The following is a 17,001-nucleotide window of genomic DNA, read 5'->3' on the forward strand; positions in this document are numbered from 1 at the left end:
GCTGGTTAGATAGCTAATTTATCGCGAAGGTTGTAGTAAGCAGCGCCGAGCGCAGTGAACGGCACCTGGAAGTGGCGTCCGCCCGGGAAGGCGTAATGTTTGAGCGATGCAAAGGCATCGAAACGCTCAGCGTGTCCGGTCAGTGCTTCTGCCAGCAATTTGCCCGCCAGATGCGTGCACGTCACGCCATGGCCGCTGTAGCCTTGCAGGTAATAGATGTTATCGGCAAACGCGCCAAACTGCGGCATACGCGAATAAGTCAGCAGGAAGTTACCCGTCCAGGCAAAGTCGATTTTCTTGCCTTTGAGCTGTGGAAACACGGTTTCCATCTTCGGGCGAATCAGTTTTTCGATATCGCTTGGATCGCGCGCGCCATACACCACACCGCCACCAAACAACATGCGGTTGTCAGCCGTCAGGCGGAAATAGTCCAACAGATAGTTGCAATCTTCGACGCAGTAACGCTGTGGCAGCAGCTCGTTCGCCAACTCGTCGCTCAGCACTTCGGTAGTCACAATCTGAGTGCCGCACGGAATCGCCTTGTTGCTGATATTGGGAGCCAAACCGCCAAGATACGCGTTGCCGGCCAACACCAGATATTTGGCTTTGACTGATCCGTTTGCCGTGTGCGCGATAGGGTTCGTCCCTTTTTCGATGCGCGTGACTGCCGACTGTTCAAAGATCTGCCCACCAAGAGACAAAATCACTTCGGCTTCGCCCAGCGCCAGTTTCAGCGGATGAATGTGACCGCCACGCATGTCTAGCAAGCCGCCTTCGTAGGCGTCGGTGCCGATCATGGTTTGCAGCTCTTGTTTGTCCAGCAGCGTCAGATCGTGGTTGCCGTAGCGTTCCCAGTGATGTTTGTGCGCAGCGAGCCCGGCTTGCTGCTTCTTGTTGACCGAGGTAAACAGTCCGCCCTGACGGTAATCACAATCGATGTTGTGATCTTTGATCAGGCCGCGAATGATATCGCCGCCTTCAAAAATCATGTTACACAGTGATTGCGCTACATCCGGTGAGTAACGTTTTTCGATCACTTCCACGTCACGACTGTAGCTGTTCACAATTTGGCCGCCGTTGCGGCCGGTTGCGCCAAAGCCCACTTTGGCACTTTCCAGCACCACGACTTTGAAACCTTTCTGCGCGAGATGCAGTGCTGAAGAAAGGCCACTGAATCCAGCGCCAACAATACAGATATCGCACTCCATGTCGCCTTCAAGCACAGGGAAATCACGATGGTAATTCGCCGTTGCGGCGTAATATGAACTGGTATGATTAATCACAGCTAACTCCTTTTAGTACGAGCCCAGACGTAGCCAGGTCGTCTTCACTTCCGTAAATTTTTCCAATGCGTGCAGCGATTTGTCGCGCCCGTTGCCACTCTGTTTGAACCCACCGAAAGGCACTGTCATGTCGCCTTCGTTGTAGTTGTTGATCCACACCGAGCCCGCTTCCAGTTTGCGCGCCACACGGTGAGCGCGGTCGAGATCGGAGGTCCACAATGCCGCGCCCAATCCGTATGGGGAGTCATTGGCAATCTGAATCGCTTCTTCTTCGGTCGAGAATGGGATCACACACAATACCGGGCCAAAAATCTCTTCCTGCGCCACGGTCATGTCGTTGGTGACGTTATCGAGAATGACCGGTGACACAAACGCACCTTTGCATTGCACGCTGCCGCCGCATAATTGGGTTGCGCCCTCTTCCACGCCCTGACGAATGTAGCTCAGCACTTTGTTCTTGTGCTCTTGGTCAATCAGCGCGCCCATGCTGCTGCTTGGGTCGAGTGGATCTTTCGGAGTGAAGGCTTCGCTCGCGGCAATCACCTTACGCACAAACTCTTCTTTGATGCTCTCGTGCACCAGCAAGCGGGTCGCCGCGACACAGACTTCGCCTTGGTTGTAGAAGCAGCCGGCCGCCGTTTCTTGCGCTGCTTTATCTAAGTTTTTATAGTCAGCGAACACGATGTTGGCGTTCTTGCCGCCCGCTTCCGCCCATACGCGCTTCATATTGGACTCGCCAGAGCAGATCATCAGTTGGCGAGCGACACGAGTGGAACCGGTGAACGCAATACAATCGACGTCATGATGACGCGCCAGCGCATCGCCCACTTCGTGGCCAAAGCCAGGCAGAACTTGAAAAACTCCATTGGGCAGCCCGGCTTGTTGCGCCAGTTGACCAAGGAAGATAGCGGTGAGGGGCGATTTCTCTGACGGTTTGAGGATCAGGCTGTTGCCTGCGGCCAATGCCGGACCAATTTTCCAGCATGCCAGCCACAACGGGAAGTTCCAGGGAACAATGGCGGCCACTACGCCGACCGCCTGATGAGTAATGTAGGCGTGAACATTGTGTTCGGTGGTCGCGACCTCGCCGTAGATCTTGTCGATGGCCTCCGCATACCAACGGAGGCAGGCAGCCGCGCCGGGAATGTCAGTCTGATAGCTGTGACTGATGGGTTTTCCTGTATCTAAGGTCTCCAGCAGAGCCAGAGTCTCTTTCTCCTGTTCAATCAGATCCGCCAGTTTGAGCAGAACCTGTTTTCTCGCTGCCGGTGACTGACCGGCCCATTCTCCGCTTCGGAAAGCGCCCTTTGCATACTCAACTGCGGCTATTGCATCCTGATCACTGCATCGCGCCACATAAGCGATGACTTCTTCAGTGGCGGGGTTGATGACTTCAAACGTCTCGCCGCTGAGTGAATCCTGATATTGACCATTGATGAAGGCTCGTCCTTCAATATTGTGTTGCTGCCGCAAATCCATCCATTGCTGTTGAGTTCTCATCACGCTTCCTTAACAAAGAAAACGTCTAGAAGCTTGGCGGCGTATGAGCACTAATTATCCGGCAAACTCTATCCGTTTTATTGGTAAATTTATGAGGCACGTTGGTATCGAAGAGGTAACACTCACCCTCGCGAATGACATAAGTTTTATCGCCCAGGGTCAGCTCGATTTCACCTTCGAGTACCGTTCCGCTTTCCTCGCCTTCGTGTTTAATACTGATCACACCGGTATCGGTATGAGGTTGAAAACACTCAATCAAGAAGCCCATCCGGCGTTTATCACGACCATCACACACCAATCGCATCGATACACGTTCGTTACCGATTTCAATCAGCTGATCCGGAGCAATCACCACCGGGCGCTCTTCAATTGTCTGGTCCTGAGTGAAGAACTCGGACAGAGACAGATTGAATACTTTCACAATCTTGTGCAGCGAACTGACAGAAGGACTCACTTTGTTATTCTCAATCGACGAGATAGCGCTGTGAGTTATATTGGCTTTCTCCGCCAGTTCACGTTGAGATAATTTGTGTTCCTTACGCAGTTGCGCAATTTTTTGACCAATTGAATCTGTTTCCATTTAAAAGACTCCGACGTTCCGAAGCCGCTATGATAAACCGATCGAATAGAATTCTGGAAAAGATCCTTTTACGAGATTGCCATTCTGGGTGCCATTGCACACCAATGAAGTACGGATGACCCTTGAGACTAAAGGCTTCAACCAACCCATCCGGCGCTTCGGCCTCTTTCGTCAGTCGCGGTGCAAGTTGGTTGACACCCTGGCCATGCAGAGAATTGACCTCAATGTCTTCCTGAGAACCGAGCCAGTGAGCAAAGCTGCCGTTGGACGATATTTTTACCGTATGCACGTAGGCATACTTCTCGTTGAAGTCCGGACTCTGGCTTTCACGGTGATCCATAAAGCCGTCGGTCTCGTGCACTTTCGGGTGCAGTGTTCCACCCAAAGCCACATTCATTTCCTGAAAACCGCGGCAGACACCCAGCAGCGGAATGTTCTGTTCGATGCAGTGATCAATCAGAGTAAAAGAGAGCGCATCGCGGGACTCGTCCGTTTTCGGTTCATCGTGCGTAGCTGCATAACGATGTGGAGCGACGTTTGAGTGACTCCCGGTGAGCAACACGCCATCAAGCATGGTTAGCAATTGCTTGAGCTCTTGTGCATCGGCACCGGCTGGCAGCAACAGTGGCGAGGCTCCGGCATCGCGAACCGCATTCAGATACAGCTCATTCACACTTTGTACGTCATAGCCTTCTACCTGCTTACGACAACAAATCACGCCAATCACGGGCTTGGTCATTCCGTTCTCTTTACTCATCGCGACGTCCTACTCGCTTGTTCAATATATTTACCAACCTAAAACTCAAAAACCAAAAACACAACCCAAAATTAACAAAAAAGACACAAAATATGATCTTCGTTAAAAATTTCTACCAATTCGGCATTAATTATTGCCAAAAACATAAAGCTTGTTAAATATAAGTTACATGTCAGCCATACGGAGTGTCTGAAAATGGACGGATTCATACAAGAAGTTAAAAATTTTAAACAAGAATGGCCCGAGATACGCTTCATCGATCTCATTTTTCCTGATATCAATGCGCGACCTCGCGGCAAACGCATCCCCATTGAAGCGCTCGATAAAGTGTACAAAGGGGTCTATCTGCCGCTGTCGACGCTGTCATTGAGTGTACACGGCAAGGTGGTAGAAGAAGCGGGACTGGGCGAAGCCATCGGCGAACCAGATCATATTTGTTATCCGATTCTGGGCACCTTAACCCCGACCTTTAACCCTGAAGTCGGCCAGATCATGCTCAACATGATGGACCGCAAAGGAGAAAAAGAGACACTGATGTCACCGCGCGTGGTTCTGGCGCAGATGATGGAACGCTTACACGCCAACAATCTTTTTCCGGTCACCGCGATTGAGCTTGAATTTTATCTGATCGACAAAAACCGCAACGACAAAGGCGAAATCCAGCCCCCCGTCAACCCCATTCATCAGGGACGCGAATTCAAATCGGATGTGTACAACATCGAAAACCTGGATGACTACGCCGACTTCCTCAGCGATCTCAACTTCGCCGCGCAAGCCCAGGGCCTCAATACGTCCGGCGCATTGTCTGAGTCCGCACCGGGCCAGTTCGAAATCAACTTCAACCATCAAGCCGATGTCATCAATGCCTGCGATCAGGTCATTTATGCCAAACGTCTGATCCGCCAGGTGGCGCTCAAACACGGGTTTGATGTGACCTTTATGGCGAAGCCATTCGCTGACGAAGCGGGTAACGGCATGCATATTCACCTGAGTGTATTAGACGAACACGGTCATAACCGCTTCTCAGACAGCCAAGGTGATTGCAGCCCGTTTTTTTACAAAACTTTAACAGCAATGCTTGCCATGATGCCGGAATCTATGGCACTACTCTGCCCCAACGTGAACTCCTATCGACGCTTCTGTCCGATGATGTACACCCCAACCCGTGCAGACTGGGCTGAAAACCACCGCGGTGTTGCCCTTCGTATCCCGATGAGTGACAGCAAAAACCGCCGCATCGAGCACCGAATTGCCGGCGCAGACGTGAACCCATATTTGCTGGCGGTCGTGGTACTGAGCGGCCTGCTCGCCAGCCAACAATTCGGGCCGGAGCAATGTCCTCCCGCTCTGGATGAACACGCAGCCTCATTGCCAACGCGCATGGCGGATGCACTCCGAACACTGAGCTCCAGTGAGCTGATTGGCATGTACTTGCCACAGGAATTTGTTTCGCTTTATACCGCATGTAAAGACAAAGAGCTGAGGGAGTTTGAACAAGCAGTAACGCCACTTGAAGTGGAATGGATGCTTCATTCAGCCTAATTGAGAAAGGATCTCTATTTATGACGACTAAAAACCCAGCAATAAAGATGCAACCCGCATTCGACTTTAAAAGTCTGATTGCGGTCCTTGGTATCGCGGTGCTCATTGGCATTTTCGCCACCATCGGGACCAGCCACCAGCCAGATACGGAATACGGTTGGTACAGCATACTGCCAACAGTCTTCGTTCTTGCCTTCGCCCTGCTGACCCACCGTACGGTGGAAGCGCTGTTCAGCGGCGCGATTGTCGGTTTGATCATGCTTAACCCGACCGAAGTGGTTGGCGGCGTGGTCGACATGTCAATGTCGGTCATGATGGATGAAACCATCGCCTGGCTGATTCTGGTGTGTGGCCTGATGGGCGGTCTGATCACGATTCTTGAGAAAGGCGGCAGCATTCTCAGTTTCAGTGAAGCGCTGGTGACGAAAGTAAAAAGTAAGCGTCAGTCGATGCTGCTGACTTTCGTGCTGGGTATTTTGGTCTTCATCGACGATTATCTCAACGCTATCGCGATTTCATCGTCAATGAAGCGCATCACCGACAGCTACCAGATCTCACGCGAAAAGTTGGCGTACTTGGTCGATTCAACGGCTGCGCCAGTGTGTATCCTGATCCCCATTTCAACCTGGGCGATTTTCTTTGGTTCACTGCTGGAAGCCAACAATGTGGCAGACGCAGGGAAAGGCATTCAGGCTTACATCGAAGCAATTCCTTACATGGCCTACGGTTGGGTGACGCTGCTGGTAGTGTTCCTAGTTGCGATGGACAAAATTCCAGACCTCGGCCAGATGAAAATTGCCGAGCAGCGCGCGCAAGCCGGTCAGGTTCAGCCTGATGGTGGCGTGGATATTTCGATGGGCGAAGAAGTCACGGCGCATCCGAACTCAACCATGGGCGTGCTGAACTTCGCGCTGCCGATGGTGGTGTTGGTCGGCGCAAGCTGGTACTTCGATATCGACCTGCTGGCCGGTGTGTTTGTGGCGATTATTTTCACCATTTTCCTGTACGGCGTACAGCGCCTAATGCCAGTCAATTCTATGTTCGAAGCGATTTACGACGGTATCAAAATCATGATGCTGCCATTGGCGACCGTAATTGGCGGTTTCATGCTCAAGAACGTGAACGACCAACTTGGCCTGACTTCCTACGTAATTGAAGCGGTTACGCCTTGGCTGTCACCCGCCCTGTTCCCGGCGATTATCTTCCTGGTAATGACCGGCCTGGTCTTTGCGACGGCGTCATCCTGGGGTTTGTTTGCAGTTGCGATGCCGATTGTATTCCCGCTGGGCGAGCAAATGGGTGTGCCAGTGTCGCTGACTATCGGTGCTCTGCTCTCTGCATCAGCGGCAGGCAGCCACTCGTGTTTCTTCAGTGACTCCACAGTGCTGTCGGCACAAGGCAGTGGCTGTACTTCGATGCAACACGCCATTACGCAGTTCCCTTATGCTCTGATTGGTATCGTTGCTACGACGCTGTTCTTTCTGTTTATTTAGAATTTGACCGATAAAAAAACGGGGCAATCAGCCCCGTTTTTCTTTAAAAGGTAATAATAAATTCTTCCGGTGCACACACTTTTACTTGCGCTTCACCTCGGGTCTGAATCGCAGCGATCTGGTCTGCATCCAATGAATAGGGCATCACCAGTTTGAGCTCTTCAATCCCTTCCAGCTTGGCGAGCTTCACCAGCGTCACCAGATTGGATTCATCGCTTCTGCGGCTGGACAGTCGCTGCAGCGCCATGTCCCACAGCCTCTCTTCATGACTTTTGCCATCTTTCACTGTGTCATGCCACACCGTTCCGAAAACAGGGGCAAATGAAACGAGCGCATCTGAAAAAGTCCATTTTTTTGTACAAGAGGTGCCTAAGAAGCTGGTGTAATCAAACACGACAGAGATTCGATCGGTTTTTTCCATGTTGTCCCCCGACATCAGTGGTCTCGTTTGAGATCAATATTATTCAGGATTTCTTATATAGCAATACGATATATAAAAACATTCTTTTATGCCCCATCTTCAAACCAATGGGCTATATAAAAATCAATCTGGTAACAAAAATTGATCAAAGACAACAAAATAGGTGTGTGGTTGATTAATATTTCGGGCTACAAACAATTTATTCAACAATTATTCACGCCCGAACATCATTACTGAATATCAATCACCCGGCTCGCCTTCCTGAACTGGACCTTGTATCCGCTCCAGCGCGGGAGCTCCCAGCGTTTAGGGACAGTTTTGCGCAGGCCACTTTTGTACACCACCTGCACCAATTTACGTTTGACGAAATATTCAACCGTGAGCTGTAAATCACCCAGACTAAGTTCAAACGGATAGGCCTCAGCAAAATCGCTCAGTTCCCAATAAGGGATTCCCGCGAACGGTATATCATCAGCGTCAAACATCGCCAGATCTTCCGGCGACTCTATCCCTAGCGCCTGAAGTTGCTGTTCAAACCAGCTTTCGAAGGTGATCTCGCCATGTTGTTGCGCATTAGCATCCAACCCCAGCTCGACGTAAAGTTTCCACCACTCGATTTCATAATGGCGTCGCTCAGCAAAACCGGGCAGACACTCGTTTGCTTTCACGGCTTCCACCAAAGGTTTGAGCGCCAATTCACCGCTCGCCTGCACCGTTTTGCTCGCGACCACGCGGCCAGCATAGTGAAGATTGAGAACGGTGCTCAGTACGCCATCTTGCTGCACCGTTTCGCCCTGCTGCCACTGCCCCAATTCCAGCGTTTCAATCAGTGACAGTGGTACCGGCATCATGACCGTTGCCAGCGTCAATGTCTGCTTGACGCCTTTGCCCGGCAAACTGTGTTGATCCAACACCAGCGCAGCTTCAGAACGCACCGGGAAACGACTGTTGCGCCCCGTCAGCACTTCCATTCGCCCGTTGCCGAGCGCTTCTCGACGCCGTTCGCGGCGTACAAACAGCAGCTCAGGATGCAAACGGCCGACCGCTTCTGCCAAAGCTGCATGCTGATAGCGCGAAGCCACCTCCAGCTCAGGCAACTCATAGATATCACGCATCTGCTCGGATAAACCGCGCGCTTCCCGCAGTGCTTCTTCATCGGTTGTAACAGCGGAAAAAGCCTGGCCACGAACAAGCTGAATCAACAATTGTGCGTCACAGCCCAGCGGCTCTTCCTGCTGCAATTTTTCCAGCAGCTCGTCGTTTGAAGAGAGTGAATAGAGACTCGCCGGCACAGCCAATGCCGCCGTGAGGTCAATCATGGCTTCTTTCATCGCTTTCGGTTCGATGCGGGCCACCAAATCGGCGTAGAGCGCATCAACCGGCAAGGGTGCAATGCGGCGGCCGTGCTCGGTAATAGCCAAATGCTCATCCAGCGCACCAATGCCCTTGAGCATCTCCGCAGCTTGGGTCAGCGTCTTTTCCGGCAAAGTCTCAAGGAACGTCAGTGATTGCAGCGGCAAACCACAGCTGCCAGCGGCCAGCATCGGCTCAGTCAGATCTTCACGTTGCAATTGCGGCGGCGTGACGGCATCCAGCGCGGCGTGTTGGCCATATAAACGCACGGCTACGCCGTGCATCACGCGACCAGCCCGACCTGCACGCTGCTTGGCACTCGCTTTGGAAATGTGTTTTAAGACAAGCGCCGTGCGGCCATTGCGCTGTTCGTTGCGGCGCTCTAAGCCGCTGTCGATCACCCTGGCAATATTGGGAATGGTGAGCGAGGTCTCCGCCACATTGGTTGCCAGCACCACTTTTTGCTGGCGCTGCGGATTCAAAGCTAACGAGCGCTCATGTTCACTGACTGAAGCATGCAGAGGCACCACCAGCAGTGAGTCGATCCCGCTGAGAATCTGTTGGCACTGCTGAATCTCTTTGCGCCCGGGCAGAAAGACCAAAATATCGCCCTCGGTAGCTGACATCGCTTCTGTCACTTCGGCTTTTACCCGCTCGGCAAGATAGCGCCCATCGGGTAACTGCCGACTGTCGGACGCACGATACTCAATACTGACGTCATAAATGCGCCCACTCGCTTGCAGCCGCTGAGCTTGTAAATATGCCGCAAGGCGCTCCCCTTCCAGTGTTGCAGAGGTCACGACTAAACGGTGACTCTGACGCTCTTTCAGCAGTGCCACCAGCAAATCGGTATCCCAGCGACGCTCATGAAACTCATCGACCATGATGACATCAAACTGCTTAAGTCCATCTTCTGCAAACCAGCGCAGCGCGACACCCGGGGTAACAAACACCACTTGCGACTGTTCTGAATAACGGTTTTCGAGTTTGATGGCGTAACCAATGTGCTGGCCGATCGCTTCGTCGCGCTGCTGAGCGAGAAATTCAGCCAGAGAAGTACAGGCAATTCGGCGCGGTTCGATGACCAAAACCCGCCCTTGCTGCGCGGCCCAAAGTGGCAGACAAGTCGACTTGCCGGAACCGGTTTCCGCTTCGACAATCACATGATCTTGTTGCAAAGCCTGCAAAAAGGTCTCTTTTAGGGGCTGAATAGGAAGTAACTGCATATTTTATAAAAGAAAATTCTAAGGATGATTTCGATAAATAGTAAGCCGTTTGGGTATTGATTTGGCCAATTTTAACTAGGTTTAGGAAATGTTACTGACTTTAGGCAGAATAATCTCCTGAAGGTTACGGGTTGTCTATTTACAACCTAGCAGATAAGCCGTTATCATTTTTGCGTTTCCCGTCCACCCTACAAAGGCCGAAAATGAATAACGACAAACGTCCGCTTTATATTCCCTACGCTGGTCCAGCTCTGCTCAGTACCCCTCTTCTTAACAAAGGCAGTGCATTCTCCGCTGAAGAGCGTGCATCATTCAACCTGGAAGGTTTGTTACCAGAAGCCACGGAAACAATACAGGAACAAGTAGTTCGTGCCTACCAACAATATCGCAGCTTTGAAAGCGATATGGACAAGCACATTTACCTGCGCAACATGCAAGACACCAACGAGACACTGTTCTACCGTCTGGTGCAAAACCATATTTCTGAGATGATGCCGATCATCTACACGCCGACCGTTGGTGCAGCGTGTGAAAACTTCTCTAACATTTACCGCCGTGGTCGCGGTCTGTTCATCTCGTACGCGAACCGCGATCGCATCGACGATCTGCTGAACAACGCAGCGAACCACAACGTCAAAGTTATCGTCATCACCGACGGCGAACGTATTCTTGGTCTGGGTGACCAAGGCATCGGCGGCATGGGTATTCCAATCGGTAAACTGTCACTGTACACCGCGTGTGGCGGTATCAGCCCGGCTTATACTCTGCCTATCGTGCTGGATGTCGGTACTAACAACCCACAACGTCTGGCGGACCCAATGTACATGGGATGGCGTCATCCACGTATTACCGGCGTTGAGTACGATGCGTTTGTTGAAGAAGTGATTCAGGCGATTCAACGCCGCTGGCCAGAAGCACTGGTGCAGTTCGAAGACTTCGCACAGAAAAACGCGATGCCGCTTCTTGAGCGTTACAAAAACCGTATCTGTTGTTTCAACGATGACATCCAAGGCACTGCAGCGGTTACCGTGGGTTCTCTGCTGGCCGCGTGTAAAGCGGCAGGCAGCAAACTGTCTGAACAACGCATCACCTTCCTGGGCGCAGGCTCTGCGGGTTGTGGTATCGCCGAAGCGATCATCGCGCAAATGGTCTCGGAAGGCATTTCCGACGAACAAGCACGCTCTCAGGTTTACATGGTAGACCGTTGGGGTCTGCTGGAAGAAGGCATGCCAAACCTGCTGGACTTCCAACAACGTTTGGTTCAGAAAAAAGCCAACACCAAAGAGTGGACAACCGAAGGCAATGGTTACTCGCTGCATGACGTAGTTCGTCAGGCGAAACCAACCGTCCTGATCGGTGTATCTGGTGCACCGGGTCTGTTCAGTGAAGAAGTGATCAAAGAGATGCACCTGCACTGCCCTCGCCCAATCGTGTTCCCGCTGTCGAACCCAACCAGCCGTGTGGAAGCAACGCCAAGCGACATCATTCGTTGGACCAACGGTGAAGCACTGGTTGCAACAGGCAGCCCGTTCGATCCAGTGATCAACGAAGGCAAGACTTACCCAATCGCACAATGTAACAACAGCTACATCTTCCCGGGTATTGGCCTGGGCGTTCTGGCCGTTGGCGCAAAACGCGTGACTGACGATATGCTGATGGAATCAAGCCGTGCGCTGGCTGAATGTTCTCCGCTGGCGATCAACGGCCACGGCCCATTGCTGCCGCCATTGGAATCGATCCACTCGGTGTCGAAGAAAATTGCCTTTGCTGTGGCGAAGAAAGCCATTGAACAAGGCGTTGCTCTGGAGATCACCGATGAGGCACTGGAAGTGGCAATTGAACAGCACTTCTGGCAACCGGTATACCGTCGCTACAAACGCACTTCTTTCTAAGAGATTGAATTGATAAAGCCCCTGTAAAGGGGCTTTTTTGTTTTTTGGCGGGAGGAAAGACGCCACCATGTTTATCTGCTAACCCTTGGCGCGTTTACTTCATCCAATAGTTCAATACCACGACGCAAGTGTCATCCGCCGCGACGGTCATCTCCAGACTAGGTTGGTTATTTTCACTCGTACAAATAGGAAGGATATAGACGGCAGAATTTTTGGCTGGATATTGCGATTGGCCATCTTTCACTACGTGCCCGCCAAGGGCGTTGTGTGGGCACATTGCGCCAGTCGCACTAAGTTTACCGGGGTCTGTTCCACATTTATCTCGATATATCGCGATCCAAGAGCTGTGATCTATTTTCGGATCATCCGTTGACCCTATGACATTCCAGAATTTTTGCCCGCTGTTCCAAACGGTCGTATTTTTAAACGTTGACTTTGGCACTATGGAATTAGGGGATTCACTTGTTGCTGATGAGCTACATCCACTAATTATAAAAAAGCTGACGAACAACATAATGAGCGTTTTCATTGTCATATCTAGCCTCCTATCAGATTCCGGGGTTCATAGTTCAGAGAGTTCTTCATTTACATATAAGGTAGTGAATATCCTGAACATAAACATAAGCCCGCAGCTGCGGGCTTGGTTATTACGTCAGTACAACAACGTTTCTCTCAGCGTTATCTTTCTTCCAGACAAAGCGCTTTGACCGTACTGCCCGCTTTCGCTGGCGTCGTCATATCATTGATCCAATCGTCAACCGTCACTTTGTATTGTTGAGCGAAGGCTTCTTTCACGGTCTCCCAGTTCGCCGGAGACAACGAATACATCGCTTGAGAAAGTTCGTATTCAGAATGGAATGTAATAATACCTTTCTTTTCAGTCGCTGAAATCTGGAAAGTGCTGCTGTACAAACTGAACTGCACGTTGCCCGAAGAATCAACCTGCAGTAGGTTCTGAGCAAAGTTAGAGAGTTTCTCAGTTTGATTTGCATAAGATAAAGCCGCCGAAACCAGCCCCTGAACGGACGTGACGATCTGGTCTTTATCGCCTTTCTCAATCCCCCAAAAGCCGTCGACAAAGGAGTTGATCAGTACATCGGCATTTCTGCTCTGTTGTTTGATCTGAGTGGTTGTCGCCCAGTCCAATGTGACAAAAGGCATTGAGCTGATATATTGCGTGAACTGGATAAAGTGCGCCTTGTCACCATTTCCTTCTGGATCTAGTGGGTTATATCCAGCTTTAGTTCGGCACATGTTTACAGCGGTCTGCATACCATCAAACACGCTTTGTGGAGCGGTACCCGGTGTAGAAGCCTTAGCTGCCTGCGCTTTATAGTCGCCAACAGCAGCGGCTCGGGACGGGTTTTCTGTCAAGCTGTCAGTGTCTAACATCTTCAACAACGACTGGCTTGCAAAGACGGATTGCGGTAACAAAATCTTCTCTGCGCCAGTGATATGTCCCAGCCATGCGTTCGTTCTTTCTAGTAGATTACTCATTTATCTATTTCCTATATTTAGATGAATATCAGTACTACTTAAGTCAGAGAACCAATACCGCTGACTGCGTCTCCAACCGCTTCAATATAAAACTAGGTTTATATCAGATTTATGATAAATCCATGACGCACGCCGTTTGGTCGAACAATTTCCAATTTAATTAGATATGCATCCAAATTTATATTTGAAGAGGGCATTTTTGCTCACGAACACAGTGAACCAGCACACAGATCACTGTGTTCAAGACGTGTTGATGCCTACCGAGGCGATTGGGGACAGTAAGAACCGCCCACGTTATTTCATCGCAGCCGTCAAAATCTCATAGGCGACTTTCACACGTTCGGTGTTCGGATAACTCTTGTTAGCCAGAATGACCACGCCCGCTTTCTCACTCGGAATAAAAGCGATGTAGCCACCAAATCCGCCCGTAGAGCCCGTCTTGTTAATCCAGGCGTTGTTCATCCGCTTTCCATCAGCTTTGCTGATCGGTTTCGGATTGAGGATCACGTCCGCTGAATTACCTTCCAGCAGAACATCCAGTTTGACCGGATACGGATACATTTCCCACGCCAATCCTTGTACGAAGGTGCTCGCTCGGTAATACCCCTTGTGCGTGTGATTGATCGCCTCCTGCCACTCTTTATCTCCTGCCGCGCCCAGGTTGGCGTTGATGTACTGAATCAAATCCGACGCCGTCGATTTAATCCCGTAGGCCTCTGCATCCAGCATGCCCGGATTGACGCGCACAGCTTCACCTTTGGCGTTATAACCAAACGCGTAATCGCTCATCTTCTCTTTCGGTACGTTCACATAGGTGCTGTGCATGCCTAATGCTGGCAACATTTTCTGCTCGATAAGTGCAGAGTAATCCGCCTTTAAACTTGTGGCAGCAATGTAACCGAACAGACCAATACTCGGATTTGAATATTGGCGCTGAGTATCAACCGGAAAAGCTTTTGACCAGCTAGCGTAATAGCCCATCATCTCTTCGTGATTGGTGACCTCATCCGGAAATTGCAGTGGTAAACCACCCGCCGTATAGGTGCCAAGCGACAACACTGGCGTGCGACCGATTTCTGAGTTGGCAAGCTCTGGCAAGTATTGCTCCGCTTTGTCTTCAAATGACAAAGCGCCTTGTTGCTGCGCGTAACTGGCTAAAGTCGCTGCAAACGTTTTGCTGATTGAACCGAGTTCGAAAATCGTATTGTCAGTGACCGGTGATTGGGTCGCCGTTTCTGCGAAACCATAGTTGTAGACCTTGGTTACACCGTCCACGGTAACCCCAATCGCCATGCCCGGGACAGCAAACTGCTGCATGATTCGATGGGCTTGTTGATCCACAACCGATTGCAACTGGTCATTGGCTTGCGTCGTGAATGACAACGTTATGAGTGACAACGCAGTGATAAGGTTTTTCTTCTTAGGCAGCATGAATTGATATTTCCACATAATAAAGGGATGACTGATTCGCCGCCTAATTTACGGATTTCATTCATGTTACGCGTGAAGTCTGTGTAAAATCATTCACTCCCCACGGGCCACATACCCCACTGCGTAAATATCACCTTGTATCGGGCTACGATTATCAATCTGGCTGAGCCAAGTTACGCCAAGGGATTGCCAGGTCGTCACGTTGACGCCGCGAACATCAGCGTCCTGCAGCGCTGTGTGTTCGATACAGGCAAACACCACGTTTTCATCAGGTGCGCTTGGGACTTCGTCAACAAACCAGACCTGCACTGCCGGACGACCAAATTGCTCGCACAAGCCTTTAAATCCATCACTGCTTAAGAACGCACGCATTGAGCCGTGATCGCGCCAAACGTAAAACGGCGCGTAACTGTTCACGTCGTTGTGGTACATCGTGGCATCTTTACGCGAATAGAGATACGCCTTAAACAGCAAACCGGGATAACCATCCAACAGATGTCCTTTCTCGCGGATTCGGTTTTCAATGCTCTCCATTGGGTAGTCTGCGGGTAAAACCATTTTGTATTGCATCGCGATCATTGTGTTGCCTCCATTTCGTCTTTAGAGCCAGCATAAGTTGATCTTTTGATACAAAAAATCAAAACTATTGAAAGTAACTATTTTGATTTTCAGGATGATGAACGATGCGAACGCTGGATTTGGATGCGCTGCGATGTTTTGTATTGGGCATTGAGCTCGGCAGTTTCGCGCTGGCCGCCGAGCGACTGAATCGCTCCCCTTCGGCCGCCAGTGCCCAATTGAAAAAGCTGGAACAGCAATGCAATACGGCGTTAGTGACCAAATCAGGCCGCCATCTGCAACCAACCGAGGCAGGTGAAATGGTCCTGTCTTATGCTCGGCGGCTATTGCTGCTCAACGATGAGGCCTTGCAACGGCTCCAAGGCAATGCGCTGGAAGGCAAAGTGAGTTTCGGCATGCAGGAAGATTTTAGTGAAGCACTGCTGCCCCAAGTGCTCGGCTCTTTTTCGCGCGCTCACCCGCAAGTGCAGTTGCAATCGGTGGTCGGCCGCCATAAAGAGCTGCTTGAGGGAATTCAATCTGGCGACATTGATTTTTCCTTAGGGTGGGAAGGCCCGAAAGCCGCCCCTTACAGTGAACGTTTGGCAGAACTTCCCTTGCACTGGTTTGGTCCTGCCAACCCGCACTTGAGCAACACCATTCAAGCTACGCAGCCTCTCCCTTTGGTGATGTTGGATGGCGCCTGTGCGATTCGCCAGCAAGCCACCGAAGCGTTAGATGCTGCGGGTATTCCGTGGAAAATTAACTTTATCGGTCGCAGCCTGAGCAGCCTGTGGAAAGCGGTGGAAGCTGGCTTGGGCGTCACTGTGCGCTCTGCCTTTGGCCAGCCTGACTGTGTAAAAAAATTAACCGACCTGCCCGCTTTAGGCAGCCTGACCGTTTGCCTGGATCGCAGTCAGAATCAACTGGATGAGGTACAACAGCAACTGTACAACGCGCTAAAACAGCAGCTTCAACAGCATCTTGGCCAATAACCCTGCCGCGCACGGCGCTCAAGCCAACTGTGCGCGCCGCCACTCACGCTGCGTGTTCAACGATCCTGCCTTCACATTTCGCTGCGCAGCGAAGTATCCGGTTTTCAACCGATTATGATGGGCTTCATCCATGAGCCACATGCCAAAAGGAAACATCATGATCGCGGTTCTATTTGAAGCTCACGCAGCGTCAGACAAAAAAGAGCGTTACTTCGAGCTGGCAGCCACCCTCAAACCGCTGCTCAGTGAGATTGAAGGCTTTATTTCCATTGAACGTTTTCAAAGTACCACTGACCCCGACAAATTTATCTCCTTGTCGTGGTGGGAAAACGAAGCGGCCATTCAGCAATGGAAGCACAACATTCACCACCAAATGGCGCAGGATGAAGGGAAACGCGACCTTTTTTCTTCCTACACAATCAACGTACTCACCTCGGTTCGCGAATACCGTTCACACTAAGTAAAGAACAAGC

At 51.0% G+C, this 17,001-nt stretch carries 15 protein-coding genes; 5 read left to right on the forward strand and 10 right to left on the reverse strand.

The window, feature by feature from the left end:
• Window positions 1-5: 5 nt before the first annotated feature.
• Genes JIG40_RS14105 through JIG40_RS14120 form a run of 4 tightly spaced genes read right to left on the reverse strand, consistent with a single transcriptional unit; the run spans window position 6 to window position 4,120 of the window.
• Entirely contained in the window at window positions 6-1,283 is a 1,278-nt protein-coding gene (locus JIG40_RS14105; protein WP_199465536.1) for an FAD-binding oxidoreductase, read from the reverse strand.
• Between the two features lie 12 nt (window positions 1,284-1,295).
• Entirely contained in the window at window positions 1,296-2,783 is a 1,488-nt protein-coding gene (locus JIG40_RS14110) for an aldehyde dehydrogenase (protein ID WP_199465537.1), read from the reverse strand.
• A gap of 25 nt (window positions 2,784-2,808) precedes the next feature.
• Window positions 2,809-3,363 (reverse strand): HTH-type transcriptional regulator PuuR, encoded by a 555-nt coding sequence (gene puuR, locus JIG40_RS14115; RefSeq protein ID WP_020327640.1) that lies wholly within the window; start codon window positions 3,361-3,363, stop codon window positions 2,809-2,811.
• The gene (locus JIG40_RS14120) at window positions 3,320-4,120 is read right to left on the reverse strand and encodes a gamma-glutamyl-gamma-aminobutyrate hydrolase family protein (RefSeq protein WP_199465538.1); all 801 of its coding nucleotides are present in this window, start codon (window positions 4,118-4,120) and stop codon (window positions 3,320-3,322) included. Before JIG40_RS14120 ends, puuR begins: the two co-directional genes overlap by 44 nt.
• Window positions 4,121-4,315: 195 nt before the next feature.
• On the opposite strand from JIG40_RS14120, the gene JIG40_RS14125 reads away from it, so the two are divergent.
• The gene (locus JIG40_RS14125) at window positions 4,316-5,662 is read left to right on the forward strand and encodes a glutamine synthetase family protein (protein WP_020327642.1); all 1,347 of its coding nucleotides are present in this window, start codon (window positions 4,316-4,318) and stop codon (window positions 5,660-5,662) included.
• A gap of 20 nt (window positions 5,663-5,682) precedes the next feature.
• Window positions 5,683-7,155 (forward strand): Na+/H+ antiporter NhaC family protein, encoded by a 1,473-nt coding sequence (locus JIG40_RS14130; RefSeq protein ID WP_020327643.1) that lies wholly within the window; start codon window positions 5,683-5,685, stop codon window positions 7,153-7,155.
• 43 nt (window positions 7,156-7,198) lie between these two features.
• On the opposite strand, the gene JIG40_RS14135 is transcribed toward JIG40_RS14130, so the two are convergent.
• Together JIG40_RS14135 and JIG40_RS14140 are read right to left on the reverse strand one after the other, a co-directional pair.
• Window positions 7,199-7,591 (reverse strand): hypothetical protein, encoded by a 393-nt coding sequence (locus tag JIG40_RS14135; RefSeq protein WP_020327644.1) that lies wholly within the window; start codon window positions 7,589-7,591, stop codon window positions 7,199-7,201.
• Between the two features lie 215 nt (window positions 7,592-7,806).
• Window positions 7,807-10,155 (reverse strand): helicase-related protein, encoded by a 2,349-nt coding sequence (locus tag JIG40_RS14140; protein ID WP_199465539.1) that lies wholly within the window; start codon window positions 10,153-10,155, stop codon window positions 7,807-7,809.
• 203 nt (window positions 10,156-10,358) lie between these two features.
• Between JIG40_RS14140 and JIG40_RS14145 the strand changes: the two genes are divergently transcribed.
• Window positions 10,359-12,047, forward strand: coding sequence for an NAD-dependent malic enzyme (locus JIG40_RS14145; RefSeq protein WP_020327646.1), 1,689 nt, complete (start codon window positions 10,359-10,361; stop codon window positions 12,045-12,047).
• 94 nt (window positions 12,048-12,141) lie between these two features.
• Here the strand turns inward: JIG40_RS14145 and JIG40_RS14150 are convergent, their stop codons facing one another.
• The 4 genes from JIG40_RS14150 to JIG40_RS14165 form a co-directional block, all read right to left on the reverse strand.
• Window positions 12,142-12,582, reverse strand: a complete 441-nt coding sequence (locus tag JIG40_RS14150) for a hypothetical protein (protein ID WP_024374186.1) — start codon at window positions 12,580-12,582, stop codon at window positions 12,142-12,144.
• A 143-nt stretch (window positions 12,583-12,725) separates the two neighbouring features.
• Complete coding sequence (locus JIG40_RS14155) at window positions 12,726-13,544, reverse strand: hypothetical protein (protein ID WP_020327647.1); 819 nt, start codon at window positions 13,542-13,544, stop codon at window positions 12,726-12,728.
• Between the two features lie 294 nt (window positions 13,545-13,838).
• The gene (gene ampC, locus JIG40_RS14160) at window positions 13,839-14,975 is read right to left on the reverse strand and encodes a class C beta-lactamase (RefSeq protein ID WP_199465540.1); all 1,137 of its coding nucleotides are present in this window, start codon (window positions 14,973-14,975) and stop codon (window positions 13,839-13,841) included.
• A gap of 93 nt (window positions 14,976-15,068) precedes the next feature.
• Window positions 15,069-15,554, reverse strand: coding sequence for a DUF4865 family protein (locus JIG40_RS14165; protein ID WP_199465541.1), 486 nt, complete (start codon window positions 15,552-15,554; stop codon window positions 15,069-15,071).
• A 104-nt stretch (window positions 15,555-15,658) separates the two neighbouring features.
• On the opposite strand from JIG40_RS14165, the gene JIG40_RS14170 reads away from it, so the two are divergent.
• Window positions 15,659-16,528, forward strand: a complete 870-nt coding sequence (locus JIG40_RS14170) for a LysR substrate-binding domain-containing protein (protein ID WP_199465542.1) — start codon at window positions 15,659-15,661, stop codon at window positions 16,526-16,528.
• A 157-nt stretch (window positions 16,529-16,685) separates the two neighbouring features.
• Window positions 16,686-16,988 carry an antibiotic biosynthesis monooxygenase gene (locus JIG40_RS14175; protein WP_075988665.1) on the forward strand — a complete coding sequence of 101 codons (303 nt, stop codon included), beginning with the start codon at window positions 16,686-16,688 and terminating at the stop codon, window positions 16,986-16,988.
• The last annotated feature ends 13 nt before the right edge of the window (window positions 16,989-17,001 follow it).

It is taken from the genome of Vibrio sp. bablab_jr001, from assembly GCF_016464285.1.
Classification (GTDB): Bacteria; Pseudomonadota; Gammaproteobacteria; order Enterobacterales; family Vibrionaceae; genus Vibrio; species Vibrio fluvialis.

Excerpts from the sequence above, each read along its gene's own strand:
- JIG40_RS14110 (WP_199465537.1), bottom strand. The coding sequence starts at position 2,783 with ATGAGAACTCAACAGCAATGGATGGATTTGCGGCAGCAACACAATATT.
- puuR (WP_020327640.1), bottom strand. The coding sequence starts at position 3,363 with ATGGAAACAGATTCAATTGGTCAAAAAATTGCGCAACTGCGTAAGGAA.
- JIG40_RS14120 (WP_199465538.1), bottom strand. The coding sequence starts at position 4,120 with ATGAGTAAAGAGAACGGAATGACCAAGCCCGTGATTGGCGTGATTTGT.
- JIG40_RS14125 (WP_020327642.1), top strand. The coding sequence starts at position 4,316 with ATGGACGGATTCATACAAGAAGTTAAAAATTTTAAACAAGAATGGCCC.
- JIG40_RS14130 (WP_020327643.1), top strand. The coding sequence starts at position 5,683 with ATGACGACTAAAAACCCAGCAATAAAGATGCAACCCGCATTCGACTTT.
- JIG40_RS14135 (WP_020327644.1), bottom strand. The coding sequence starts at position 7,591 with ATGTCGGGGGACAACATGGAAAAAACCGATCGAATCTCTGTCGTGTTT.
- JIG40_RS14140 (WP_199465539.1), bottom strand. The coding sequence starts at position 10,155 with ATGCAGTTACTTCCTATTCAGCCCCTAAAAGAGACCTTTTTGCAGGCT.
- JIG40_RS14145 (WP_020327646.1), top strand. The coding sequence starts at position 10,359 with ATGAATAACGACAAACGTCCGCTTTATATTCCCTACGCTGGTCCAGCT.
- JIG40_RS14150 (WP_024374186.1), bottom strand. The coding sequence starts at position 12,582 with ATGACAATGAAAACGCTCATTATGTTGTTCGTCAGCTTTTTTATAATT.
- JIG40_RS14155 (WP_020327647.1), bottom strand. The coding sequence starts at position 13,544 with ATGAGTAATCTACTAGAAAGAACGAACGCATGGCTGGGACATATCACT.
- ampC (WP_199465540.1), bottom strand. The coding sequence starts at position 14,975 with ATGCTGCCTAAGAAGAAAAACCTTATCACTGCGTTGTCACTCATAACG.
- JIG40_RS14165 (WP_199465541.1), bottom strand. The coding sequence starts at position 15,554 with ATGATCGCGATGCAATACAAAATGGTTTTACCCGCAGACTACCCAATG.
- JIG40_RS14170 (WP_199465542.1), top strand. The coding sequence starts at position 15,659 with ATGCGAACGCTGGATTTGGATGCGCTGCGATGTTTTGTATTGGGCATT.
- JIG40_RS14175 (WP_075988665.1), top strand. The coding sequence starts at position 16,686 with ATGATCGCGGTTCTATTTGAAGCTCACGCAGCGTCAGACAAAAAAGAG.